Raw genomic sequence first — 17767 nt, 5'->3', positions numbered from 1 at the left:
ACCGTAAGGTCAGTCAGCGAGAGTAGGAGACTACTTCGCAGACACGCGACTAGACTGTAAAGTCAGCAAAAAGCCCCGATAGTGATATCGGGGCTTTTTGTTTTATTTGGTTTGGCCATCTCTGTGTCGCAGTAAACACGGGTATCCGCATTGGCTGGCGTTGTGACCATAAAAAAAGCTGGAGTCATACTCCAGCTTTTTGCGTTTTGTTCTTCTTCACTCTAGCGAATGAACGGAGTTACTTCAGTTCATCTACCAGTTTGATGGCGCGACCAATGTAGTTGGCCGGGGTCATCAGCTTGAGTTCTGCCTTGACGTGCTCTGGTAGGGCCAGGGTGTCGATAAACTCACGCATACCCTGGGCATCTACGCGACGACCGCGGGTCAGCTCCTTGAGCTTCTCGTAAGGCTTTTCGATGCCGTAGCGGCGCATCACGGTCTGGATTGGCTCGGCCAGTACTTCCCAGTTGCTATCCAGATCGGCGGCCATGGCGCCTTCGTTGGCTTGCAGCTTGGAGATCCCCTTCAGGGTGGCTTGATAGGCGATCAGTGAATAGCCGACGGCGACACCCAAATTGCGCAATACGGTACTGTCGGTGAGATCGCGCTGCCAGCGGCTGACGGGCAGCTTGGCGGCCAGATGATCGAACAGGGCATTGGCCAGCCCCAGATTGCCTTCGGAGTTTTCGAAGTCAATGGGGTTGACCTTATGCGGCATGGTCGAGGAGCCAATTTCGCCGGCAATGGTGCGCTGTTTGAAATGGCCCAAACAGATGTAGCCCCAAATATCGCGGTCAAAGTCGAGCAGTATGGTATTGAAGCGAGCAATGGCATCAAACAGTTCTGCTATGTAGTCATGGGGTTCGATCTGGGTGGTGTAGGGGTTCCAGGTCAGCCCCAGGCCAGTAACAAACTGCTCGGAGAAGAGATGCCAGTCCACTTCTGGGTAGGCGCTGATATGGGCGTTGTAGTTACCCACGGCACCATTAATCTTGCCCAGCAGTTCGACTGCACGGATCTGCTTGACCTGGCGTTCCAGACGGTAGGCGACGTTCGCCATCTCCTTGCCCATAGTCGTCGGTGATGCCGGTTGCCCGTGGGTGCGGGAGAGCAGCGGCATGTCGCGATACTCATGTGCCAACCGTTTTACCTCGGCTACCAGTTTTTCACAGTAGGGGAGGATCACCTCTTCCCGGGCAGTTTTGAGCATCAGACCATGGGAGTTGTTATTGATATCTTCCGAGGTGCAGGCGAAGTGGATGAATTCACTGACCGCAGCCAACTCAGGATGAGCGGCAACTTTCTCTTTCAGGAAGTATTCGACTGCCTTCACATCGTGGTTGGTGGTGCGTTCGATCGCTTTGATCCGAGCGGCATCCTCTTCATTGAAGTGGGTGATGATGCTGTCGAGTTGGGCATTCGCCGCAGCGGAGAAGGTGGGCACTTCCGGGATCCCGGGGTGGCTGGCCAGTTGTTGCAACCAGCGAACCTCGACTTCTACGCGAAAGCGCAGCAGGCCGTACTCGGAGAAAATGGGGCGCAGGGCCGTACACTTGTCGCCGTAACGACCATCTAAGGGGGAAACCGCAGTCAGTGCTGACAATTCCATGAAATAAGCTCCTGAGGTGGGGGTTATATTTGGTTCAAGGCTGAACGGGCTGCCGCTACCAACTTCTTGCGTGAGAAGAGGATATGACGACGGCGACCGCCCACTTGGCGCCACAATACGGTGGCGCGGATCCCGGCCAGCAGCAGGGCGCGAACCTTGTGCTGGACCAGTGGTTGTTGCAGATAGGCTGGGGTTCCCGCTATCTGAATGCGTGGGCCTATGGGGCTGACATGCTCGCTGTAGATGCTGGCGAGATTGGCCAACACAGGCTCATCCACCAACTGGAAGTGATGGAGCTGGCGTTTGACTTGGGTGATCCGCTCACCCAGCATATTGAGCACATCCCGGCGTCCTGCCAGTTTGCGCTCCAGGGCTACCATGCTGACTACATAGCGGGTCAGCTCGGCATTTTTGGGATTACCGCCATTGCCCAATTGCTCCACAATGGCTTTATAGCCCTCGAGCAATGAGACGTCGGCCAAGACCTCTTCTGGGGTCTTGGGATCTGTGATGAGAATAGATGCTAGGCATTGCTGCAGGCTTGCTTCATCACAATGGCCATGGCGAGCCACTTGCTGTACCAGATAGGCAGCTTGGCAGATACCGGCAAAGGCCATGACTCGAATAGCTTGTTTATCGCTCATCTTCTACTCCTGATGACGAAAACGCTGTTCAATGATACCCCCACCCAGGCAAACCTCGCCTTGATAAAACACGGCGGATTGCCCTGGGGTGATGGCGGACTGAGGGGTTGCAAAGGTGACGCGGATGGTTTCGCTATCCAAGGGCTCGACACGGCAGGGGAAATCCTGCTGGCGGTAGCGGCTCTTGACCGTGCACTCAAATGGGGTGGTGATGGGAGCGCGATCCACCCAGTGCAACTGGCCGGCGATAAGACCATCGGAGAAGAGGCGCGGGTGGTCGTGACCTTGGGCCACAACGAGGACATTGCGTTCCAGATCTTTATCCACCACATACCAGGGGGTGTCATCGGCCTCTTTCATGCCGCCAATTCCCAGTCCTTTGCGTTGACCCAGGGTGTGATACATCAGGCCCTGGTGTTCACCAATGACTATGCCTTCCGGGGTCTCGATGGCTCCGGGCTGTGCGGGTAGATATTTAGCTAAAAACTCGCGGAATTTGCGTTCGCCGATGAAGCAGATACCGGTACTGTCTTTTTTCTTGGCCGTAGCTAGCTCCAGATGTTCGGCGATACGGCGTACCTCGGGTTTTTCCAAGTCCCCCACTGGAAACAGGCTTTGACTTAGCTGCTGTTCACTCAGTGTGTAGAGGAAGTAGCTCTGATCTTTGTTGGTATCGAGGCCGCGCAGCAAACGTGGGTGGCCAGTGCTGTCATCCCGGCGCACATAATGGCCAGTGGCTATGTAGTGGGCGCCTAGCTCTTCGGCGGCAAACTCCAGGAAGGCTTTAAACTTGATCTCTTTGTTGCACAGAATATCGGGGTTAGGGGTGCGGCCAGCTTTGTATTCAGCCAGGAAGTGTTCGAAGACGTTGTCCCAATATTCGGCCGCAAAATTGATGGTATGCAGTTCAATGCCCAGCTTGTCACAGACAGCCTGGGCATCGGCCAAATCCTGAGCGGCTGAGCAGTACTCATCCGTGTCGTCTTCTTCCCAGTTCTTCATGAACAGACCCTCTACCTGGTAGCCCTGTTGCAGCAGCAGGTAGGCGGATACGGAAGAGTCAACTCCGCCGGACATGCCGACGATCACCTTGATTTGGCTGTTATCTGTCATCTGATTCGCTATCGTTACAAAAAACTGTGCGTATTCTAACAGAAATGGTGGTAAGTGACACGGGCTGCTAGCGTCTGGCGCGGCGGTCTTTGAGGCTGCTGAGGGGGAGTCTGACCCCCTGCTGATACTCTTCAAGACACTCCAGAACGAGGGGGCTGCGTAATTTGCTGCCCAGGGCGCGGATCTCGGATTCGGTTAGCCAGTGGCAGGCTATGATGTCGTTATCCGGATCCTGCGGCTCGTGAGGGCCAGGGGCTTGGGTCAGCTCGCAGTAAAAGCAAAAACGCAGGTAGGTCAGCTGACGATAGGGGCTGGAGTAGAGGTAGGTACCCAGCCAGCCATCCGGTGCTAGATCGAGACCGGTTTCTTCCTTTATCTCGCGCTTGACCGCTTCCAGCAGATTCTCATCCGCTTCCAGGTGTCCGGCAGGTTGGTTAAATACCTGGCGGCCATGATCCCGCTCTTCGACCAGCAAGAAGTGATCCTGCCAGCGAATGACGGCGGCGACGGTGACATTGGGGCGAAATCTCATGATGGGTTCTCCGCGCATCGGTAGCCTGCTGGAGGTTGGCGTCGCGGGCGAGTGAATGGTCTGCTGCGACGCTGTCATGCCGTATGCGGTAAGTTAATGACAACGTCTCTATGGTAGCAAATGGCCTGGATCCAGGATATGCGCATTTACTTTGATGTGGCGCGGCAATTTGCATATGGTGTGTGTTGGGCTAAGATGGCCCTCAATTAGATCGACACAATGATAACAAACGGAAGTTAGGAGACACCGATGGAAAGTAAAGTCGTCGTACCCAGTGTAGGGGAAAAGATCACTCTTGATGCTCAGGGCAAACTTGTGGTGCCTAATCATCCTGTTATTCCTTTCATCGAGGGGGATGGCATCGGTGTGGATGTGACCCCAGCCATGATCAAAGTGGTTGATGCCGCCGTCGCCAAGGCTTATCAGGGTCAGCGCAAGATTGAGTGGATGGAGATCTACACTGGCGAGAAGTCTACCCAGGTGTATGGTCAGGATGTCTGGCTGCCTGCCGAGACTCTGGATTTTATCCGTGACTATCATGTGGCCATCAAGGGCCCGCTGACCACGCCAGTGGGTGGCGGTATTCGCTCTTTGAACGTCGCCCTGCGCCAAGAGCTGGATCTCTATATCTGCCTGCGTCCGGTTCGCTACTACGAAGGCACTCCGAGCCCGGTTAAGCGCCCTGATCTGACCGATATGGTGATCTTCCGTGAGAACGCTGAAGATATCTATGCCGGTATCGAGTGGAAGGCCGATTCAGCCGAAGCCAAAAAGGTTATTGCTTTCCTGCGCGAAGAGATGGGGGTCAAGAAGATCCGCTTCCCGGAAAACTGTGGCATTGGTATCAAGCCCATGTCAGCAGCCGGTACTCAGCGTCTGGTTCGTGCCGCCATTGAGTATGCCGTTGCCAACGATCGTGACTCAGTAACCCTGGTGCACAAGGGCAACATCATGAAGTTCACCGAAGGTGCCTTCAAGGATTGGGGTTATCAGCTGGCTCGTGAAGAGTTCGGTGCCGAGCTTATTGATGGCGGCCCTTGGTGTCAGTTCAAGAACCCCAAGAGCGGCAAGACTATCGTCATCAAGGATGTGATCGCCGATGCCTTCTTGCAGCAAATCCTGTTGCGTCCTGCCGAATATGACGTTATCGCCTGTATGAACCTTAACGGTGACTACATCTCCGATGCGCTGGCGGCTCAGGTCGGTGGTATTGGTATTGCTCCTGGTGCCAACATTGGTGATGGCGTCGCTCTGTTTGAGGCCACACACGGTACGGCTCCCAAGTATGCAGGACAAGATAAGGTCAACCCGGGTTCACTCATTCTCTCTGCCGAGATGATGTTGCGGCACATGGGGTGGGTCGAAGCGGCTGATCTCATCATCAAGGGGATGGAAGCGGCAATCCGTAACAAGACGGTCACCTATGACTTCGAGCGCTTGATGGACGGAGCTACTCTGCGTAAGTGTTCCGAGTTTGCCGATGATATGATCGAGCAGATGTAAGCAACGGCCAGGCGCGTAACGTGTCTTGGCTATAATGAAAAGCGGGCTCATGGCCCGCTTTTTCATGCTCTTGTTTTCTTATCCGTTGCTCAGGATTCTTGCGCCCCCGCGGGAATTATGCTGACCGCATGAAATCCCTTGGGCCCAGCCTGTAGCTCAAATTGCACTGGCTGGCCTGCTTTTAAGGTTTTGTAACCCTCCATGTCGATAGTGGAGTAATGAGCAAAAATGTCATCTCCACCACCTTCCGGGCAAATAAACCCAAATCCCTTTGCGTTGTTAAACCACTTGACCGTTCCGGTAGCCATACACCTACGTCCTTAATCAAAATACACCTTAAAGCCGTTGAGTCGGTCGCCAATGATCTTTATAACTGTTTAGTAGCCATCAGTCATAATCGATCCTTGGTTACCAAAGAATCAATCTAGTATGAAAAAACGCCAAGTCAAGTGTTCAATGTTACACCAAAGTTGTAACTTCGATGCAATAATTGACATTGGCCGTAAGCAGGGTAGTAATTAAGTGTAAGGGTTGTGTGTATGAGCAAGTTCAAGGAGGCTGCTAATCCAGCAATACAACAGGAGTCCGATACTGAGACCCGGTTGCAGCCACCCTCCATGTACAAGGTAGTCCTCAATAACGATGATTACACGCCGATGGACTTTGTTGTGGAGGTGCTGCAGAAGTTCTTCCGTTTGAACATAGAGCAGGCGACAGAGATCATGCTTTCCGTGCATTATCAGGGAAAGGGGATCTGTGGGATTTACACAGCCGAGATAGCGGAGACCAAAGTCGAACAGGTCAATCAGTACGCTAAACACCACGAACACCCGTTGCTCTGCACCATGGAAGCGGTGTAATTCAACTGCAGCAGAGCATAGTCAGCATTCTCAGGGGAGGTGCCCATGTTGAGCAAAGAGTTAGAACAAACCCTGAACCTCGCGTTCAAAGAAGCCCGTGATGCTCACCATGAGTTTATGACGGTTGAACACCTGCTGCTGGCATTGCTGGATAACAGTGCTGCCCGGGAGGCCCTGCAAGCCTGTGGCGCGAACCTGGATGGACTACGCAAAGACATCCTGGGTTTTATCCAGCAGACCACACCACTTATACCCACAGATGATTATGAACGTGAAACCCAGCCAACCCTGGGTTTCCAGCGCGTGTTGCAGCGAGCGGTTTTTCATGTGCAGTCCTCGGGTAACAGTGAAGTCAACGGGGCCAATGTGTTGGTGGCCATCTTCAGTGAGCAGGAGTCCCAGGCAGCCTACTTTCTGAAGAAGAGTGATATTAGTCGCCTGGATGTGGTCAATTTTCTCTCTCATGGTATCCGTAAGGAGGGGGGCCATCATGATGAGCCTCGTGGTTCCTCCAACTCATCCCCATCTGATAACGATGGGGGAGCGGAGGAGTCAGGGAGTGTCCAGTTAGAGAATTTTGTCGCCAACCTTAATCAGCGTGTGCTGGAGGGGCGGATCGATCCCCTGATTGGGCGTGATGATGAGCTCAATCGTGCCGTACAGATCCTCTGTCGTCGTCGCAAGAATAACCCCTTGCTGGTGGGTGAAGCCGGGGTGGGTAAGACCGCCATCGCCGAAGGTCTGGCTTACCGTATTGTCAAGGGCGAGGTGCCAGAGGTGATTGCCAATAGCGTCATCTACTCCCTGGATATGGGCTCCTTGCTGGCGGGGACCAAGTATCGGGGCGATTTCGAGAAGCGCTTCAAGGTGTTGCTCAAGCAGTTGGAGAAGCAAGAGGGGGCGATCCTCTTCATCGACGAGATCCATACCATCATTGGCGCTGGTGCGGCCTCGGGTGGTCAGTTGGATGCAGCTAACCTGATTAAGCCTATTCTGTCGGCGGGTCTGCTGCGCTGCATCGGTTCAACCACCTACCAGGAGTATGCTCAGGTCTTTGAGAAGGACCATGCTCTGGCGCGTCGCTTCCAGAAGATTGATGTGGTTGAGCCATCGGTTGATGACACCACACGCATTTTGATGGGGCTCAAGAGCCGCTATGAGGCACACCACAATGTGCGCTATACCAGCAAGGCATTGCGCGCTGCGGCCGAGTTGGCGGCTAAATATATCAACGATCGTCATTTGCCGGATAAGGCTATTGATGTGATCGACGAGGCCGGGGCCAGCCAGCGCATGTTGCCTGCCAGTCGCAGGAAGAAGGTGATCAATGTCGGTGAGATTGAGTCGATTGTTGCCAAGATTGCCCGTATTCCCGAGAAGTCGGTCTCATCGTCCGATCGTGAAGTGCTGAAGAGTCTGGAGCGTAATCTGAAGATGGTAGTCTTCGGTCAGGAGCGTTCCATCGAGGTGCTGACCGATGCGATTCGCTTAAGCCGTTCTGGTTTGGGTAACGAGCGTAAGCCGGTGGGCTCCTTCTTGTTTGCTGGGCCAACCGGTGTGGGCAAGACTGAGGTGACGTTGCAATTGGCCAAGGCGCTGGGCGTTGAACTGCTGCGTTTCGATATGTCCGAATACATGGAGCGCCATACCGTCTCTCGCCTGATTGGGGCGCCGCCTGGTTATGTAGGCTTTGAACAGGGGGGCTTGTTGACCGATGCGGTGCTCAAACATCCCCATTGTGTGGTGTTGCTCGATGAGATCGAGAAGGCGCACTCCGATGTCTTCAACCTGCTGTTGCAGGTGATGGACAACGGTAGCCTCACCGATAATAACGGGCGCAAGGCAGATTTCCGCAATGTGATCCTGGTGATGACCACCAATGCCGGAGTGCAGGAGACACAGCGCAAGTCCATTGGTTTCCAACAGCAGGATCATAGTTTTGATGCCATGTCGGAGATTAATCGGACCTTTAGTCCGGAGTTCCGTAACCGGCTGGATCACATCATCTGGTTCAATCAGTTGAGCATGGAGGTGATCCATCAGGTCGTGGACAAGTTTGTGGTGGAGTTACAGGCTCAGCTGGATGCCAAGGGCGTATCGCTGGAAGTCACCACGGCTGCACGCGAATGGCTAGCCGAGAAGGGATATGACAAGTCAATGGGTGCGCGTCCCATGGCTCGTTTGATCCAGGAAAAGCTAAAGAAACCACTGGCCAACGAACTGCTGTTTGGCCAACTGGTCGATGGGGGCTCGGTGCGGGTGGAACTACTGGATGACGAGTTGAAGTTTCACATCACGTCATCACACAAGCACGAGGCAGCGGTACATTAAGGGCCGCTTTGACCCACTAAAGGCTCAGCCCCCAGCATTGTTGGGGGCTGATACGAATTTCCGGGCTTATCGAGAGCGGAAAACGATGCGGCCTTTAGACAGGTCGTAAGGGGTGAGCTGCACTGTGACTTTGTCACCAGTCAGGATGCGGATGTAGTTCTTGCGCATCTTGCCGGAGATGTGGGCAATGACCACATGACCGTTTTCCAATTCAACCCGAAACATAGTGTTAGGCAGGGTTTCCAGGATGGTACCTTGCATCTCAATACTGTCTTCTTTCGACATTTAATCCTCGTGATGGCCACTATAAAAAACGTGCGGATCATGCCGGATTTAGCCAGCTGTGTAAAGTTTACTCCTGCTTTGAGCTGCCATTTTTCCATTCATGGTCAATAAGTAGCTCATAAGGCTGGAATTGGCACTTGTAATTCATCTTGCGGCAGCCATCTATCTGGTAGCCCAGATAGAGCCATTGCTTCCCCATTCTCCTGGCCAAGTCGATCTGTAACTGTATGGCCAGAGTGCCCAGCGAGCGCGACTCTTCGCTGGCATCATAGAAGGTATACATGGCACTCAGGCTATGGGGCAGGGGATCCGTGATGGCCAGGGCCACCAACTGGCTACCCAGGCGTAACTCCATGAAATAGGGGGTAAGCCAACTACAGAGCAAGAAGTTGTCATATTGATTGCGACTTGGCGGATACATGGAGCCATCGGCGTGGCGCTCGTTTATATAGCGGGCGAAGAGGTCGTAGTATTCGGGCTTATCCTGGGTGCTCAGCACCATCTGCAGATCCTGGTTGCGCTGGCGGATACGGCGCTGGCTGCGACTGGCCTGAAAATGGTGGACTGGAATTCGTATCGAGCGACAAGCCTGACACGCCTGGCAATAGGGACGGTAGATGTCACTGCCGCTACGGCGAAAGCCAGCCGCCAGCAGCGACTCATAGCCGACTGGAGAGAGGTGAGTCTTGTCGAGCAGTACCATCAACTGCTCGCGCTCTGCGGGCAGATAACTGCAGTGGTGCTCTGGGGTCAAACCGACCCTTAATGCAATTTCGGTCATAGAGATACTTGCTGGGTCTCCCAACAGCCAGGGGTTAGGGACTCATCCCTGAGCTGCTTGAGTTGTTTTATAAAGTGCTGCCGTGACCATTCGGCGACTCCCAGGGAGGCCAGATGGTCAGTCCGCATCTGACAGTCTATCAGTGCGCCACCATGGTGAGCAAAATGGTGGCAGAGTGCAATCAATGCCAGCTTGGAGGTGTTAACTTGACGCGAAAACATCGACTCACCGCAAAATAATCGCCCCACACTGATGCCATAGAGACCACCGACCAGTTCATTGTCTGACCATACTTCAATGGAGTGGGCATCTCCCCTGGCATGCAAGAGCTGGTAGGAGAACATCAGCTCTTCGTTAATCCAGGTATCATCAGAGTCTCTACGTGGGGCGGCACAGGCTTGCACCACCTGCATGAACTGACGATTTATCCAGATCTGATACTCATGATGGCGCAGCCACTTGGCCATGCTGCGGCTGATATGGAGCTGCTCCGGCTCTAGCAGGGCGCGTGGATCCGGTGACCACCAGAGGATCGGGTGGTGAGCCGGATACCAGGGGAAAATACCGTTATGGTATGCTGCCAGCAGACGCTCGGGTTTGAGATCGCCGCCCATGGCCAGCAGTCCATTGGGTTCGCTCAAGGCGTGGTGTGGAGCGGGAAATCGGTTAGAGTCTGACTCCAACTGCGTCAAGAAAGTAGACATGGATACAGGATGCCTAAATGAAACATGCCATTAAGATCATAGCGATACTCTGGGCCCTTGTCACCGCAACATCAGGCGTGGCGGCACCTTACCAGCGTAATGTGGCCCGTCCTGTCGATGAGGTGGTGTTTGGTGTGGTGGAGAGTGTCAGAAACATCACCCAGACCCAAGTGACGCAATCCCAGCACTCGGGTTGGAAGACCTTGGGCGGTGCCCTGTTGGGAGGCTTGTTAGGCAACCAGTTTGGTAGTGGTCATGGTCAGGAGATCGCCACGGCGGTGGGCGCTCTGGCTGGGGCGGGGGCGGCGCAGATGTGGACACAGCCCGAGAGTCACGATTATCAGCTGGTGGAGCTGCTGATCCGTACCGAGAAGAACAAATTAATCAATGTGATCCAGGATTATGATGCCAGCATGCAGTTCAGTCAGAAAGAGAAGGTGCGGATCCTTTATTTCAGCGACGGTGTGCGGGTGGATAAGACGTTTTGAGATGAAGCAGGAGGCCGACTCGGCCCCCTTGAATCGATGAATTACAGGCTGTCCAGATAACGCTCGGCATCCAGGGCGGCCATGCAGCCGGTGCCGGCCGAGGTGATGGCCTGGCGGTAGATATGGTCAGCTACATCGCCAGCGGCAAAGACCCCTTCGATACTGGTTTGGGTGGCAAAGCCCTCACTGCCGCCCTTGACCTTCAAATAACCCTCTTTCATCTCCAGCTGGCCTTGGAATAGCCCGGTATTCGGGCTGTGACCTATGGCGATAAAGACCCCCATCAGCTCCACCTCTGAGAGGGCGCCATCCTTGGTGTTGCGCAGTCGCATACCGGTGACCCCCATCTCATCCCCCAGTACTTCTTCCAGGGTCTGATTGACGTGCAGCTTGATGATGCCCTGTGCGACCTTGTCATGCAGGCGCTGGATCAGGATCTTCTCGGCACGGAATTCATCACGTCGATGCACCAGGTGTACTTCCGAGGCAATATTCGCCAGGTAGAGGGCCTCTTCTACTGCGGTATTGCCACCGCCTATGACGGCCACTTTTTGCTTGCGATAGAAGAAGCCATCGCAGGTAGCACAAGCGGATACGCCTTTGCCTTTGAAAGCCTCTTCTGACTCCAACCCCAAATAGCGAGCCGATGCGCCTGTGGCTATGATGAGGGCATCGCAGCTGTATTCACCGCTGTCACCCTTGAGTCGAAACGGCTTGGAGTGCAGTTGCACTTCGTTGATGTGATCAAACACAATTTCGGTTTGAAAGTGTTCGGCGTGGGCCTTCATGCGCTCCATCAGGGCGGGTCCGGTCAGACCCTCTGCATCCCCCGGCCAATTTTCTACTTCGGTGGTCGTGGTCAGCTGGCCGCCTTGCTGCATGCCTGTCACCAGCACGGGGTTGAGATTGGCGCGTGCGGCATAGACGGCGGCGGTATAGCCAGCGGGCCCTGAGCCGAGGATCAAAAGCTTGGCGTGCTTGGTTTGACTCATAATGACACTCTCCTGTTGGTGTTGGCTCAATTCTAGGTAACTGGTTTCATGGGGTAAAGGATGTTGAATCGATTAGTACCATCGCTTTTTTAAATCCCGCTGGTGACTCCGTTTGTCGTTGCCCGCTTATCGTACGCTTGGCACCGTTTTAGGGCGAGAACAGTTGCTATGCGACTCTTATGGGTCATTTTTGGCGACTATTTGGCCTAATACGGCACTAATCTGGTTAAGTATGCTGTTTTTGTTCTTAATCCAAGGCATTTCTCTTGATTCCGTCGCACAAATATGGCAATTGTTAATCACAGCATGGATATGCACACTCGGCCCGCTTCACCATCCCGGATGAATTCCATCTTGGGTCGGCTAGTTGGTCGTGGTTAGTACCATCATGTGGGGGTTGTCTACCTTGTATTGCCTCGATGTCAGTTGAGCTGACCTGCATGGCATGACAAAACACAGGATGCGTTTTTAGGTCTGAATGTCCCAGCTATTGTTGGATATTTATGCTTGAAAGGTGTATTTTTATCCACGCTCATCGTGAGGCTGTCTTCTGATTTCATTTACTCTTGTGTTTAACATCCCAATAATGGGAAGTGATTGACAAATATCACATGGAAATCTATAAATGACTCAGGATATGTCTCTAAAAGTTTGTCAAAGGATGGAATTATATGCTGGAAGAGAACGGTAGGTTACGGGATTTAGACCGGATAGATCGCAACATTCTGAATGAACTGCAAAAGGATGGCAGAATTTCAAATGTGGAGCTCTCCAAGCGTGTAGGTCTGAGCCCAACGCCATGCCTTGAGCGGGTTCGCCGCTTGGAGCGTCAGGGGTTTATCGAAGGCTACACTGCCATTCTCAATCCCCATTTTCTGGATGCGTCCCTGCTGGTTTTTGTGGAGATCACCCTGAATCGTGGTGCGCCTGATGTGTTCGAACAATTCAACAAAGCCGTGCAGACTCTGGAAGAGATCCAGGAGTGTCATCTGGTTTCCGGTGATTTCGACTATCTGCTGAAGACTCGGGTCTCCGATATGTCAGCGTACCGTCGGCTGTTGGGTGAAACCCTACTGCGCCTGCCTGGTGTAAACGACACTCGGACCTATGTGGTGATGGAAGAGGTCAAACAGAGTAATCGTTTGGTGATCAGCACCCGTTAGTCACTATCTCTTTCAAAGAGTGGGGAAGCCTTCACACCATTTCCCTGATCTAGAAATGAGCGGCCATGCCGCTCATTTCTTATTTGCATTCTGATCACCTCTGCCGAGTATAATGTCGCGGCCTGAAACTGCAGGTGGCGAGCCGTTGGCCACTGCCAGTTTCAAATTATTTCAAAGTAAAGGAGTCGGGGTTTGACTGCTAGGAAGTTCACACCTATTTCAGGTTTTCAGCGCATCTTTGAAACTGGCCTTATCGTGCTGAGTGTAGGTGCCCTTTTTCTGCTATTGGCACTGCTGACTTATCATCCCTCCGATCCTGGTTGGTCGCAGACCGCTTGGGGTGGCAAGATCCATAATGCGGCGGGTAGCGCCGGTGCCTGGGTGGCGGATCTCACCTTCTTTATTTTTGGGGTGTTTGCCTATCTCATTCCGCCTTTGCTGGTGCTATTGGGGTGGAGTCTGTTCTGGCGCCCCTACCGGTTGCTGGAGGTGGATTATCTGGCTTTGGGATTGCGGATCCTGGGCTTTTTAGTGCTGTTCTTCGGGATGTCGGCCCTGGGCAGTATGAACTTCAACGATATCCATAACTTCTCTTCTGGTGGCCTGATCGGCGACATGATCTACACCAGCATGCAACCCATGTTCGGTGAATTGGGTACCACCCTAGTGCTACTCTGTTGCATTGCTGCCGGCATGACGCTGTTTACCGGTTGGTCCTGGATCATGATAGTGGAGAAGATGGGCGAGTGTGTCACCGGCTCGGGTCATTTTGTGACGACCTTGCCTGCTCGCATCGCCGGTTGGTTTGCCCGCAAGGCGGGTTATGCTCCTGTTACCACGATGGGCGATGATTTGCTGGATGATGATGACGACGAGGAGATGCCACTGGCCGTGGCCCCCGTCAGCAGTGATGCGCCGCTTATTAAGACCCCGAGATTTTCTATTCATCGCCGTAGCGAACCGAGCACGATAGTGCCAGAGCCGGCCCAAGCCGCCCCCTCTCAACCAGCAGAGAGTGCTCGACGTCAAGAGCCCAGTTTTTCGTTTGCCTCGGAAGCGGTGCAGGTAGCGTCCAACCCGGCTCGGGTGGTAACCATCAGTGCCTTGGATGAGGATGACGAAGATGAGCTTGAATTGCCCTGGGAGCAAGCGACTGCCCCGCAGGTAGCCGCGCCTTTCTCCAAGCCAGTTCCTGCTGCCATGCCGACACCTTTGCAGGCGGCCATTGCGGCAATCAAGTCCAAGCCGGTACCGGAAGGGGAGTTGCCCTCCATCAATCTGCTCAATACTCCGCCGGTCAAGACTCAGGTCATGTCTAATGAAGAGCTGGATCGGATCGCGCGGCTGGTGGAGGCCAAACTGGCCGATTATAACGTGCAAGCCCGGGTGGTTGGTGTATTCCCGGGCCCAGTGATCACCCGCTTCGAGCTGGACTTGGCGCCAGGCATGAAGGCGAGCAAGATCACCAGCCTGGCCCGTGATCTGGCGCGCTCCCTCTCGGCGGTCAGCGTGCGCGTGGTCGAAGTGATCCCCGGCAAACCCTATGTGGGGATCGAACTGCCTAACATTAAGCGTCAAACCGTCTACATGAAAGAAGTGCTCGATTGCGATCGCTTCCGTAATGCCGAGAGTCCGCTCACCATGGTGTTGGGTCAGGACATTGCCGGCGAGCCAGTAGTGGTCAATCTGGCCAAGATGCCTCACCTGCTGGTGGCTGGCACCACAGGCTCGGGTAAATCTGTGGGGGTCAATGTGATGATCCTCTCCATGCTCTACAAGGCCACGCCCGAAGAGCTGCGTTTCATCATGATCGACCCCAAGATGCTCGAGTTGTCTGTGTATGAGGGGATCCCCCATCTGCTCACCGAGGTGGTAACCGACATGAAGGATGCGGCCAATGCCCTGCGCTGGTGTGTGGGGGAGATGGAGCGTCGCTACAAGCTGATGTCGGTGATGGGGGTGCGTAACCTCAAGGGTTATAACACTAAGGTGGGGGCGGCTCATGAGAGTGGAAACCCCATCAAGGATCCGTTCTGGAAGCCGGGTGACTCCTTCGATGCCGAAGCCCCGGATCTGGAGAAACTGCCCCAGATAGTGGTGGTGATCGACGAATTTGCCGACATGATGATGATAGTCGGCAAGAAGGTGGAAGAGCTGATCGCCCGTATTGCCCAGAAGGCGCGGGCAGCAGGTATCCACTTGATCCTGGCCACCCAGCGTCCCTCAGTCGATGTGATCACCGGCCTTATCAAGGCGAACATTCCGACCCGGATCTCGTTCCAGGTCTCCTCCAAGATCGATTCGCGGACCATTCTCGACCAACAGGGGGCCGAGTCGCTGCTGGGGATGGGGGATATGCTCTATCTGCCTGCCGGCGACAGCACACCCACTCGGGTCCACGGTGCCTTTGTCGATGACGACGAGGTACACAAGGTCGTAGCCGATTGGAAGCTGCGCGGTGAGCCCAATTACATCGAAGAGATCTTGAGTGGCGAGATGACCTCGGAGACCCTGCTGCCGGGCGAACAGGCCGAAGGCGGTGAGGATGAGCTGGACGCCCTGTTCGACGAGGCGGTAGCCTTTGTGGTCGAATCTCGTCGTGGCTCCACCTCCAGCGTACAGCGCCGTTTCAAAATTGGTTATAACCGTGCGGCTCGCCTCATCGATCAGATGGAGCTCAACGGCATCGTCAGTCCGCCGGGCAGCAATGGCCAGCGGGATGTACTCGCACCGGCACCCATGCGAGATTGAACCTAACGTGATTACAGCTTGGACTCTTACCCGATAAGGAAAAGCGCATGAGATTATTCAAGGGGTTGGCCGCAGCCTTGCTGTTGGTTGCCACCGGGGCCATGGCGGATGATGCGGGCCAGCTCAAGAGCAAGTTGGCGGCAGTGAAGCTGTTTGGTGCCCATTTCGAACAGACTGTCTATGACATCGAGGGTAAACAGTTACAGCACTCCACCGGGGAGATGCTGGTGTCGCGCCCGGATCGTTTTCGTTGGGAGACCAAACAACCCGATGAGAGTCTCATCGTCTCTGATGGCAAGGCGGTCTGGTTGTTCGATCCCTTTGTCGAGCAGGTCTCGGTGATGAAGTTTTCGGCGGCGGTACAGAACACCCCCTTCTTACTCATCACCAGCAGCGATGAGAAGATCTGGGGTAACTATGAGATTTTACGGGAAGGCAACAGCTTCACCATCACCAGCCGCAAGAAGGATCAGCGCATCGAATCGCTGCGCATCATCTTCGATGCGCGCTCACAGATCAGCCGCTTCGAGGTGAACGAGGCCCAAGGTCAGCGTAGCGAGTTTCAACTCAGCAGCTTCAACCAAACCCCAGCCATCAAGGCTGACACCTTCAACTTCAAGGTGCCGAACGGGGTGACAGTCGACGATCAACGCTGATGAGCTCGCTCTCTCTCGATTTTTCTGCTGATTTTCGTCCTCTGGCCGCCCGTATGCGGCCAGAGAACTTTGCGCAGTACATAGGGCAGGAACATCTGCTGGCCGAGGGTAAACCGTTGCGGCGCGCCATCGAGGCCGGTCACTGTCACTCCATGATCCTTTGGGGCCCACCCGGTACGGGCAAAACGACCCTGGCCGAGCTGATTGCCCACTATGCCCAGGCAGAAGTGGAGCGGGTGTCTGCCGTCACCTCCGGAGTCAAGGAGATCCGCGCGGCTATCGACAAGGCTCGGGATAACAAGTTTCGCGGGGTACGCACCCTGCTGTTTGTCGATGAGGTGCATCGCTTCAACAAGAGCCAGCAAGATGCCTTCTTGCCGCACATCGAGGATGGCACCATCATCTTCATCGGTGCGACTACCGAAAATCCCTCCTTCGAGCTCAACAACGCCTTGCTCTCCCGGGCTAGGGTCTACCTGCTTAAACGGTTGGACGACAGCGCCATTGAGGCCATGATCCAGCAGGCTTTGACCGATCCCCGTGGCCTGGCCAATGAGCCCCTGGCGTTTGCCGATGGTGTGCTCAAGGCCTTGGTGCAGTTGGTGGATGGCGATGGGCGCAAGGCCCTCAACTATCTGGAGCTGCTCAATGATCTGGCGCCCGAACAGCAGGGGCGCAAACTCATCGATCGTCAACTCCTGGCCGAGGTGACGGGTGAGAAGATGGCACGCTTTGATAATCAGGGCGATGTCTACTATGACCTCATCTCAGCCGTGCATAAGTCAATCCGTGGTTCGGCGCCCCAGGCGGCGCTCTATTGGTATGCGCGCATTGTGGCGGCCGGCGGTGATCCCCTCTATGTGGCCCGTCGTCTGCTGGCCATCGCCTCCGAGGATGTGGGCAATGCCGATCCCAAGGCGATGCAGGTGGCATTGGCGGCTTGGGATTGTTTCACCCGGGTCGGGCCTGCCGAAGGGGAGCGGGCCATAGCCCAGGCGATTGTCTATCTGGCCTGTGCCCCCAAGAGCAATTCCGTCTATACCGCCTGGAAGGCGGCACTTAGCGATGCCAAGGAGCTGCCGGATTATGAGGTGCCTGCCCACCTGCGCAATGCCCCTACGCGGCTGATGAGTGAGCTGGGTTATGGCGCCGAGTACCGCTACGCCCACAACGAGCCTGGGGCCTATGCGGCAGGTGAGTGCTTCTTCCCGCCTGAGCTGGCGGGGCGCACTTACTATCAACCCAGCGATCGGGGCCTGGAGAAGCAGATAGCACAAAAATTGGCTTATCTCGCCGAGTTGGATGGTCTCAGCCCAGTGCAACGTTATCGCAAGTAGTGGGTAATCGTCGGCTCG

At 54.7% G+C, this 17767-nt stretch carries 17 protein-coding genes; 8 read left to right on the top strand and 9 right to left on the bottom strand.

All coding sequences use genetic code 11. The features are described from left to right. Positions 1–238 precede the first annotated feature (238 nt). Genes purB through ACZYTD_RS05500 form a run of 4 tightly spaced genes read right to left on the bottom strand, consistent with a single transcriptional unit; the run spans position 239 to position 3898 of the window. Complete coding sequence (purB, locus tag ACZYTD_RS05515; protein WP_463890099.1) at positions 239–1609, bottom strand: adenylosuccinate lyase; 1371 nt, start codon at positions 1607–1609, stop codon at positions 239–241. Between the two features lie 23 nt (positions 1610–1632). Next, on the bottom strand, positions 1633–2253 hold the full coding sequence (gene hflD, locus ACZYTD_RS05510; protein WP_463890097.1) for a high frequency lysogenization protein HflD: 621 nt from the start codon (positions 2251–2253) through the stop codon (positions 1633–1635). Between the two features lie 3 nt (positions 2254–2256). Continuing rightward, entirely contained in the window at positions 2257–3378 is a 1122-nt protein-coding gene (gene mnmA / locus ACZYTD_RS05505) for a tRNA 2-thiouridine(34) synthase MnmA (protein ID WP_463890115.1), read from the bottom strand. Between the two features lie 55 nt (positions 3379–3433). After that, entirely contained in the window at positions 3434–3898 is a 465-nt protein-coding gene (locus tag ACZYTD_RS05500) for an NUDIX hydrolase (protein ID WP_463890095.1), read from the bottom strand. Positions 3899–4147: 249 nt separating this feature from the next. On the opposite strand from ACZYTD_RS05500, the gene icd reads away from it, so the two are divergent. Then, positions 4148–5401: an NADP-dependent isocitrate dehydrogenase gene (icd, locus tag ACZYTD_RS05495; protein ID WP_463890093.1), complete on the top strand. Its 1254-nt coding sequence runs from the start codon at positions 4148–4150 to the stop codon at positions 5399–5401. Positions 5402–5490: 89 nt separating this feature from the next. Here the strand turns inward: icd and cspD are convergent, their stop codons facing one another. After that, on the bottom strand, positions 5491–5709 hold the full coding sequence (gene cspD / locus ACZYTD_RS05490) for a cold shock domain-containing protein CspD (protein ID WP_463890091.1): 219 nt from the start codon (positions 5707–5709) through the stop codon (positions 5491–5493). 231 nt (positions 5710–5940) lie between these two features. Between cspD and clpS the strand changes: the two genes are divergently transcribed. Together clpS and clpA are read left to right on the top strand one after the other, a co-directional pair. Beyond that, on the top strand, positions 5941–6261 hold the full coding sequence (clpS, locus tag ACZYTD_RS05485; protein WP_463890090.1) for an ATP-dependent Clp protease adapter ClpS: 321 nt from the start codon (positions 5941–5943) through the stop codon (positions 6259–6261). 45 nt (positions 6262–6306) lie between these two features. Further along, on the top strand, positions 6307–8592 hold the full coding sequence (clpA, locus tag ACZYTD_RS05480) for an ATP-dependent Clp protease ATP-binding subunit ClpA (RefSeq protein WP_463890088.1): 2286 nt from the start codon (positions 6307–6309) through the stop codon (positions 8590–8592). A gap of 66 nt (positions 8593–8658) precedes the next feature. On the opposite strand, the gene infA is transcribed toward clpA, so the two are convergent. The 3 genes from infA to aat all read right to left on the bottom strand — a co-directional run bounded on the left by infA (position 8659) and on the right by aat (position 10362). Then, positions 8659–8877 (bottom strand): translation initiation factor IF-1, encoded by a 219-nt coding sequence (gene infA, locus ACZYTD_RS05475; protein WP_460884534.1) that lies wholly within the window; start codon positions 8875–8877, stop codon positions 8659–8661. A 67-nt stretch (positions 8878–8944) separates the two neighbouring features. Then, positions 8945–9658, bottom strand: a complete 714-nt coding sequence (locus tag ACZYTD_RS05470) for an arginyltransferase (RefSeq protein WP_463890086.1) — start codon at positions 9656–9658, stop codon at positions 8945–8947. After that, entirely contained in the window at positions 9655–10362 is a 708-nt protein-coding gene (gene aat, locus ACZYTD_RS05465) for a leucyl/phenylalanyl-tRNA--protein transferase (protein ID WP_463890084.1), read from the bottom strand. Before aat ends, ACZYTD_RS05470 begins: the two co-directional genes overlap by 4 nt. A gap of 17 nt (positions 10363–10379) precedes the next feature. Here aat and ACZYTD_RS05460 point away from each other — a divergent pair, with 17 nt between their 5' ends. Further along, positions 10380–10850: a glycine zipper 2TM domain-containing protein gene (locus ACZYTD_RS05460; RefSeq protein ID WP_463890082.1), complete on the top strand. Its 471-nt coding sequence runs from the start codon at positions 10380–10382 to the stop codon at positions 10848–10850. Between the two features lie 41 nt (positions 10851–10891). Here ACZYTD_RS05460 and trxB read toward each other — a convergent pair whose 3' ends face one another. Next, positions 10892–11842 (bottom strand): thioredoxin-disulfide reductase, encoded by a 951-nt coding sequence (gene trxB / locus ACZYTD_RS05455; RefSeq protein WP_463890080.1) that lies wholly within the window; start codon positions 11840–11842, stop codon positions 10892–10894. A gap of 671 nt (positions 11843–12513) precedes the next feature. Between trxB and lrp the strand changes: the two genes are divergently transcribed. The 4 genes from lrp (at position 12514) to ACZYTD_RS05435 (ending at position 17749) form a co-directional block, all read left to right on the top strand. Continuing rightward, positions 12514–13005 (top strand): leucine-responsive transcriptional regulator Lrp, encoded by a 492-nt coding sequence (lrp, locus tag ACZYTD_RS05450; RefSeq protein ID WP_463890078.1) that lies wholly within the window; start codon positions 12514–12516, stop codon positions 13003–13005. 192 nt (positions 13006–13197) lie between these two features. Then, positions 13198–15756 carry a DNA translocase FtsK gene (locus tag ACZYTD_RS05445; protein WP_463890076.1) on the top strand — a complete coding sequence of 853 codons (2559 nt, stop codon included), beginning with the start codon at positions 13198–13200 and terminating at the stop codon, positions 15754–15756. Positions 15757–15803: 47 nt separating this feature from the next. After that, positions 15804–16412: an outer membrane lipoprotein periplasmic chaperone LolA gene (gene lolA, locus ACZYTD_RS05440; protein ID WP_463890074.1), complete on the top strand. Its 609-nt coding sequence runs from the start codon at positions 15804–15806 to the stop codon at positions 16410–16412. After that, positions 16412–17749 carry a replication-associated recombination protein A gene (locus ACZYTD_RS05435; protein ID WP_463890072.1) on the top strand — a complete coding sequence of 446 codons (1338 nt, stop codon included), beginning with the start codon at positions 16412–16414 and terminating at the stop codon, positions 17747–17749. Before lolA ends, ACZYTD_RS05435 begins: the two co-directional genes overlap by 1 nt. Positions 17750–17767: the final 18 nt, after the last annotated feature.

It is taken from the genome of Pseudaeromonas sp. HNCC25DJ180, assembly GCF_055413345.1.
Note: the sequence above shows the minus strand (reverse complement) of the source record. Positions and strands in the feature narration are given on the sequence as shown.

Excerpts from the sequence above, each read along its gene's own strand:
- ACZYTD_RS05460 (WP_463890082.1), top strand. The coding sequence starts at position 10,380 with ATGAAACATGCCATTAAGATCATAGCGATACTCTGGGCCCTTGTCACC.
- purB (WP_463890099.1), bottom strand. The coding sequence starts at position 1,609 with ATGGAATTGTCAGCACTGACTGCGGTTTCCCCCTTAGATGGTCGTTAC.
- aat (WP_463890084.1), bottom strand. The coding sequence starts at position 10,362 with ATGTCTACTTTCTTGACGCAGTTGGAGTCAGACTCTAACCGATTTCCC.
- clpA (WP_463890088.1), top strand. The coding sequence starts at position 6,307 with ATGTTGAGCAAAGAGTTAGAACAAACCCTGAACCTCGCGTTCAAAGAA.
- hflD (WP_463890097.1), bottom strand. The coding sequence starts at position 2,253 with ATGAGCGATAAACAAGCTATTCGAGTCATGGCCTTTGCCGGTATCTGC.
- ACZYTD_RS05470 (WP_463890086.1), bottom strand. The coding sequence starts at position 9,658 with ATGACCGAAATTGCATTAAGGGTCGGTTTGACCCCAGAGCACCACTGC.
- trxB (WP_463890080.1), bottom strand. The coding sequence starts at position 11,842 with ATGAGTCAAACCAAGCACGCCAAGCTTTTGATCCTCGGCTCAGGGCCC.
- cspD (WP_463890091.1), bottom strand. The coding sequence starts at position 5,709 with ATGGCTACCGGAACGGTCAAGTGGTTTAACAACGCAAAGGGATTTGGG.
- lolA (WP_463890074.1), top strand. The coding sequence starts at position 15,804 with ATGAGATTATTCAAGGGGTTGGCCGCAGCCTTGCTGTTGGTTGCCACC.
- ACZYTD_RS05435 (WP_463890072.1), top strand. The coding sequence starts at position 16,412 with ATGAGCTCGCTCTCTCTCGATTTTTCTGCTGATTTTCGTCCTCTGGCC.
- ACZYTD_RS05500 (WP_463890095.1), bottom strand. The coding sequence starts at position 3,898 with ATGAGATTTCGCCCCAATGTCACCGTCGCCGCCGTCATTCGCTGGCAG.
- clpS (WP_463890090.1), top strand. The coding sequence starts at position 5,941 with ATGAGCAAGTTCAAGGAGGCTGCTAATCCAGCAATACAACAGGAGTCC.
- lrp (WP_463890078.1), top strand. The coding sequence starts at position 12,514 with ATGCTGGAAGAGAACGGTAGGTTACGGGATTTAGACCGGATAGATCGC.
- infA (WP_460884534.1), bottom strand. The coding sequence starts at position 8,877 with ATGTCGAAAGAAGACAGTATTGAGATGCAAGGTACCATCCTGGAAACC.
- icd (WP_463890093.1), top strand. The coding sequence starts at position 4,148 with ATGGAAAGTAAAGTCGTCGTACCCAGTGTAGGGGAAAAGATCACTCTT.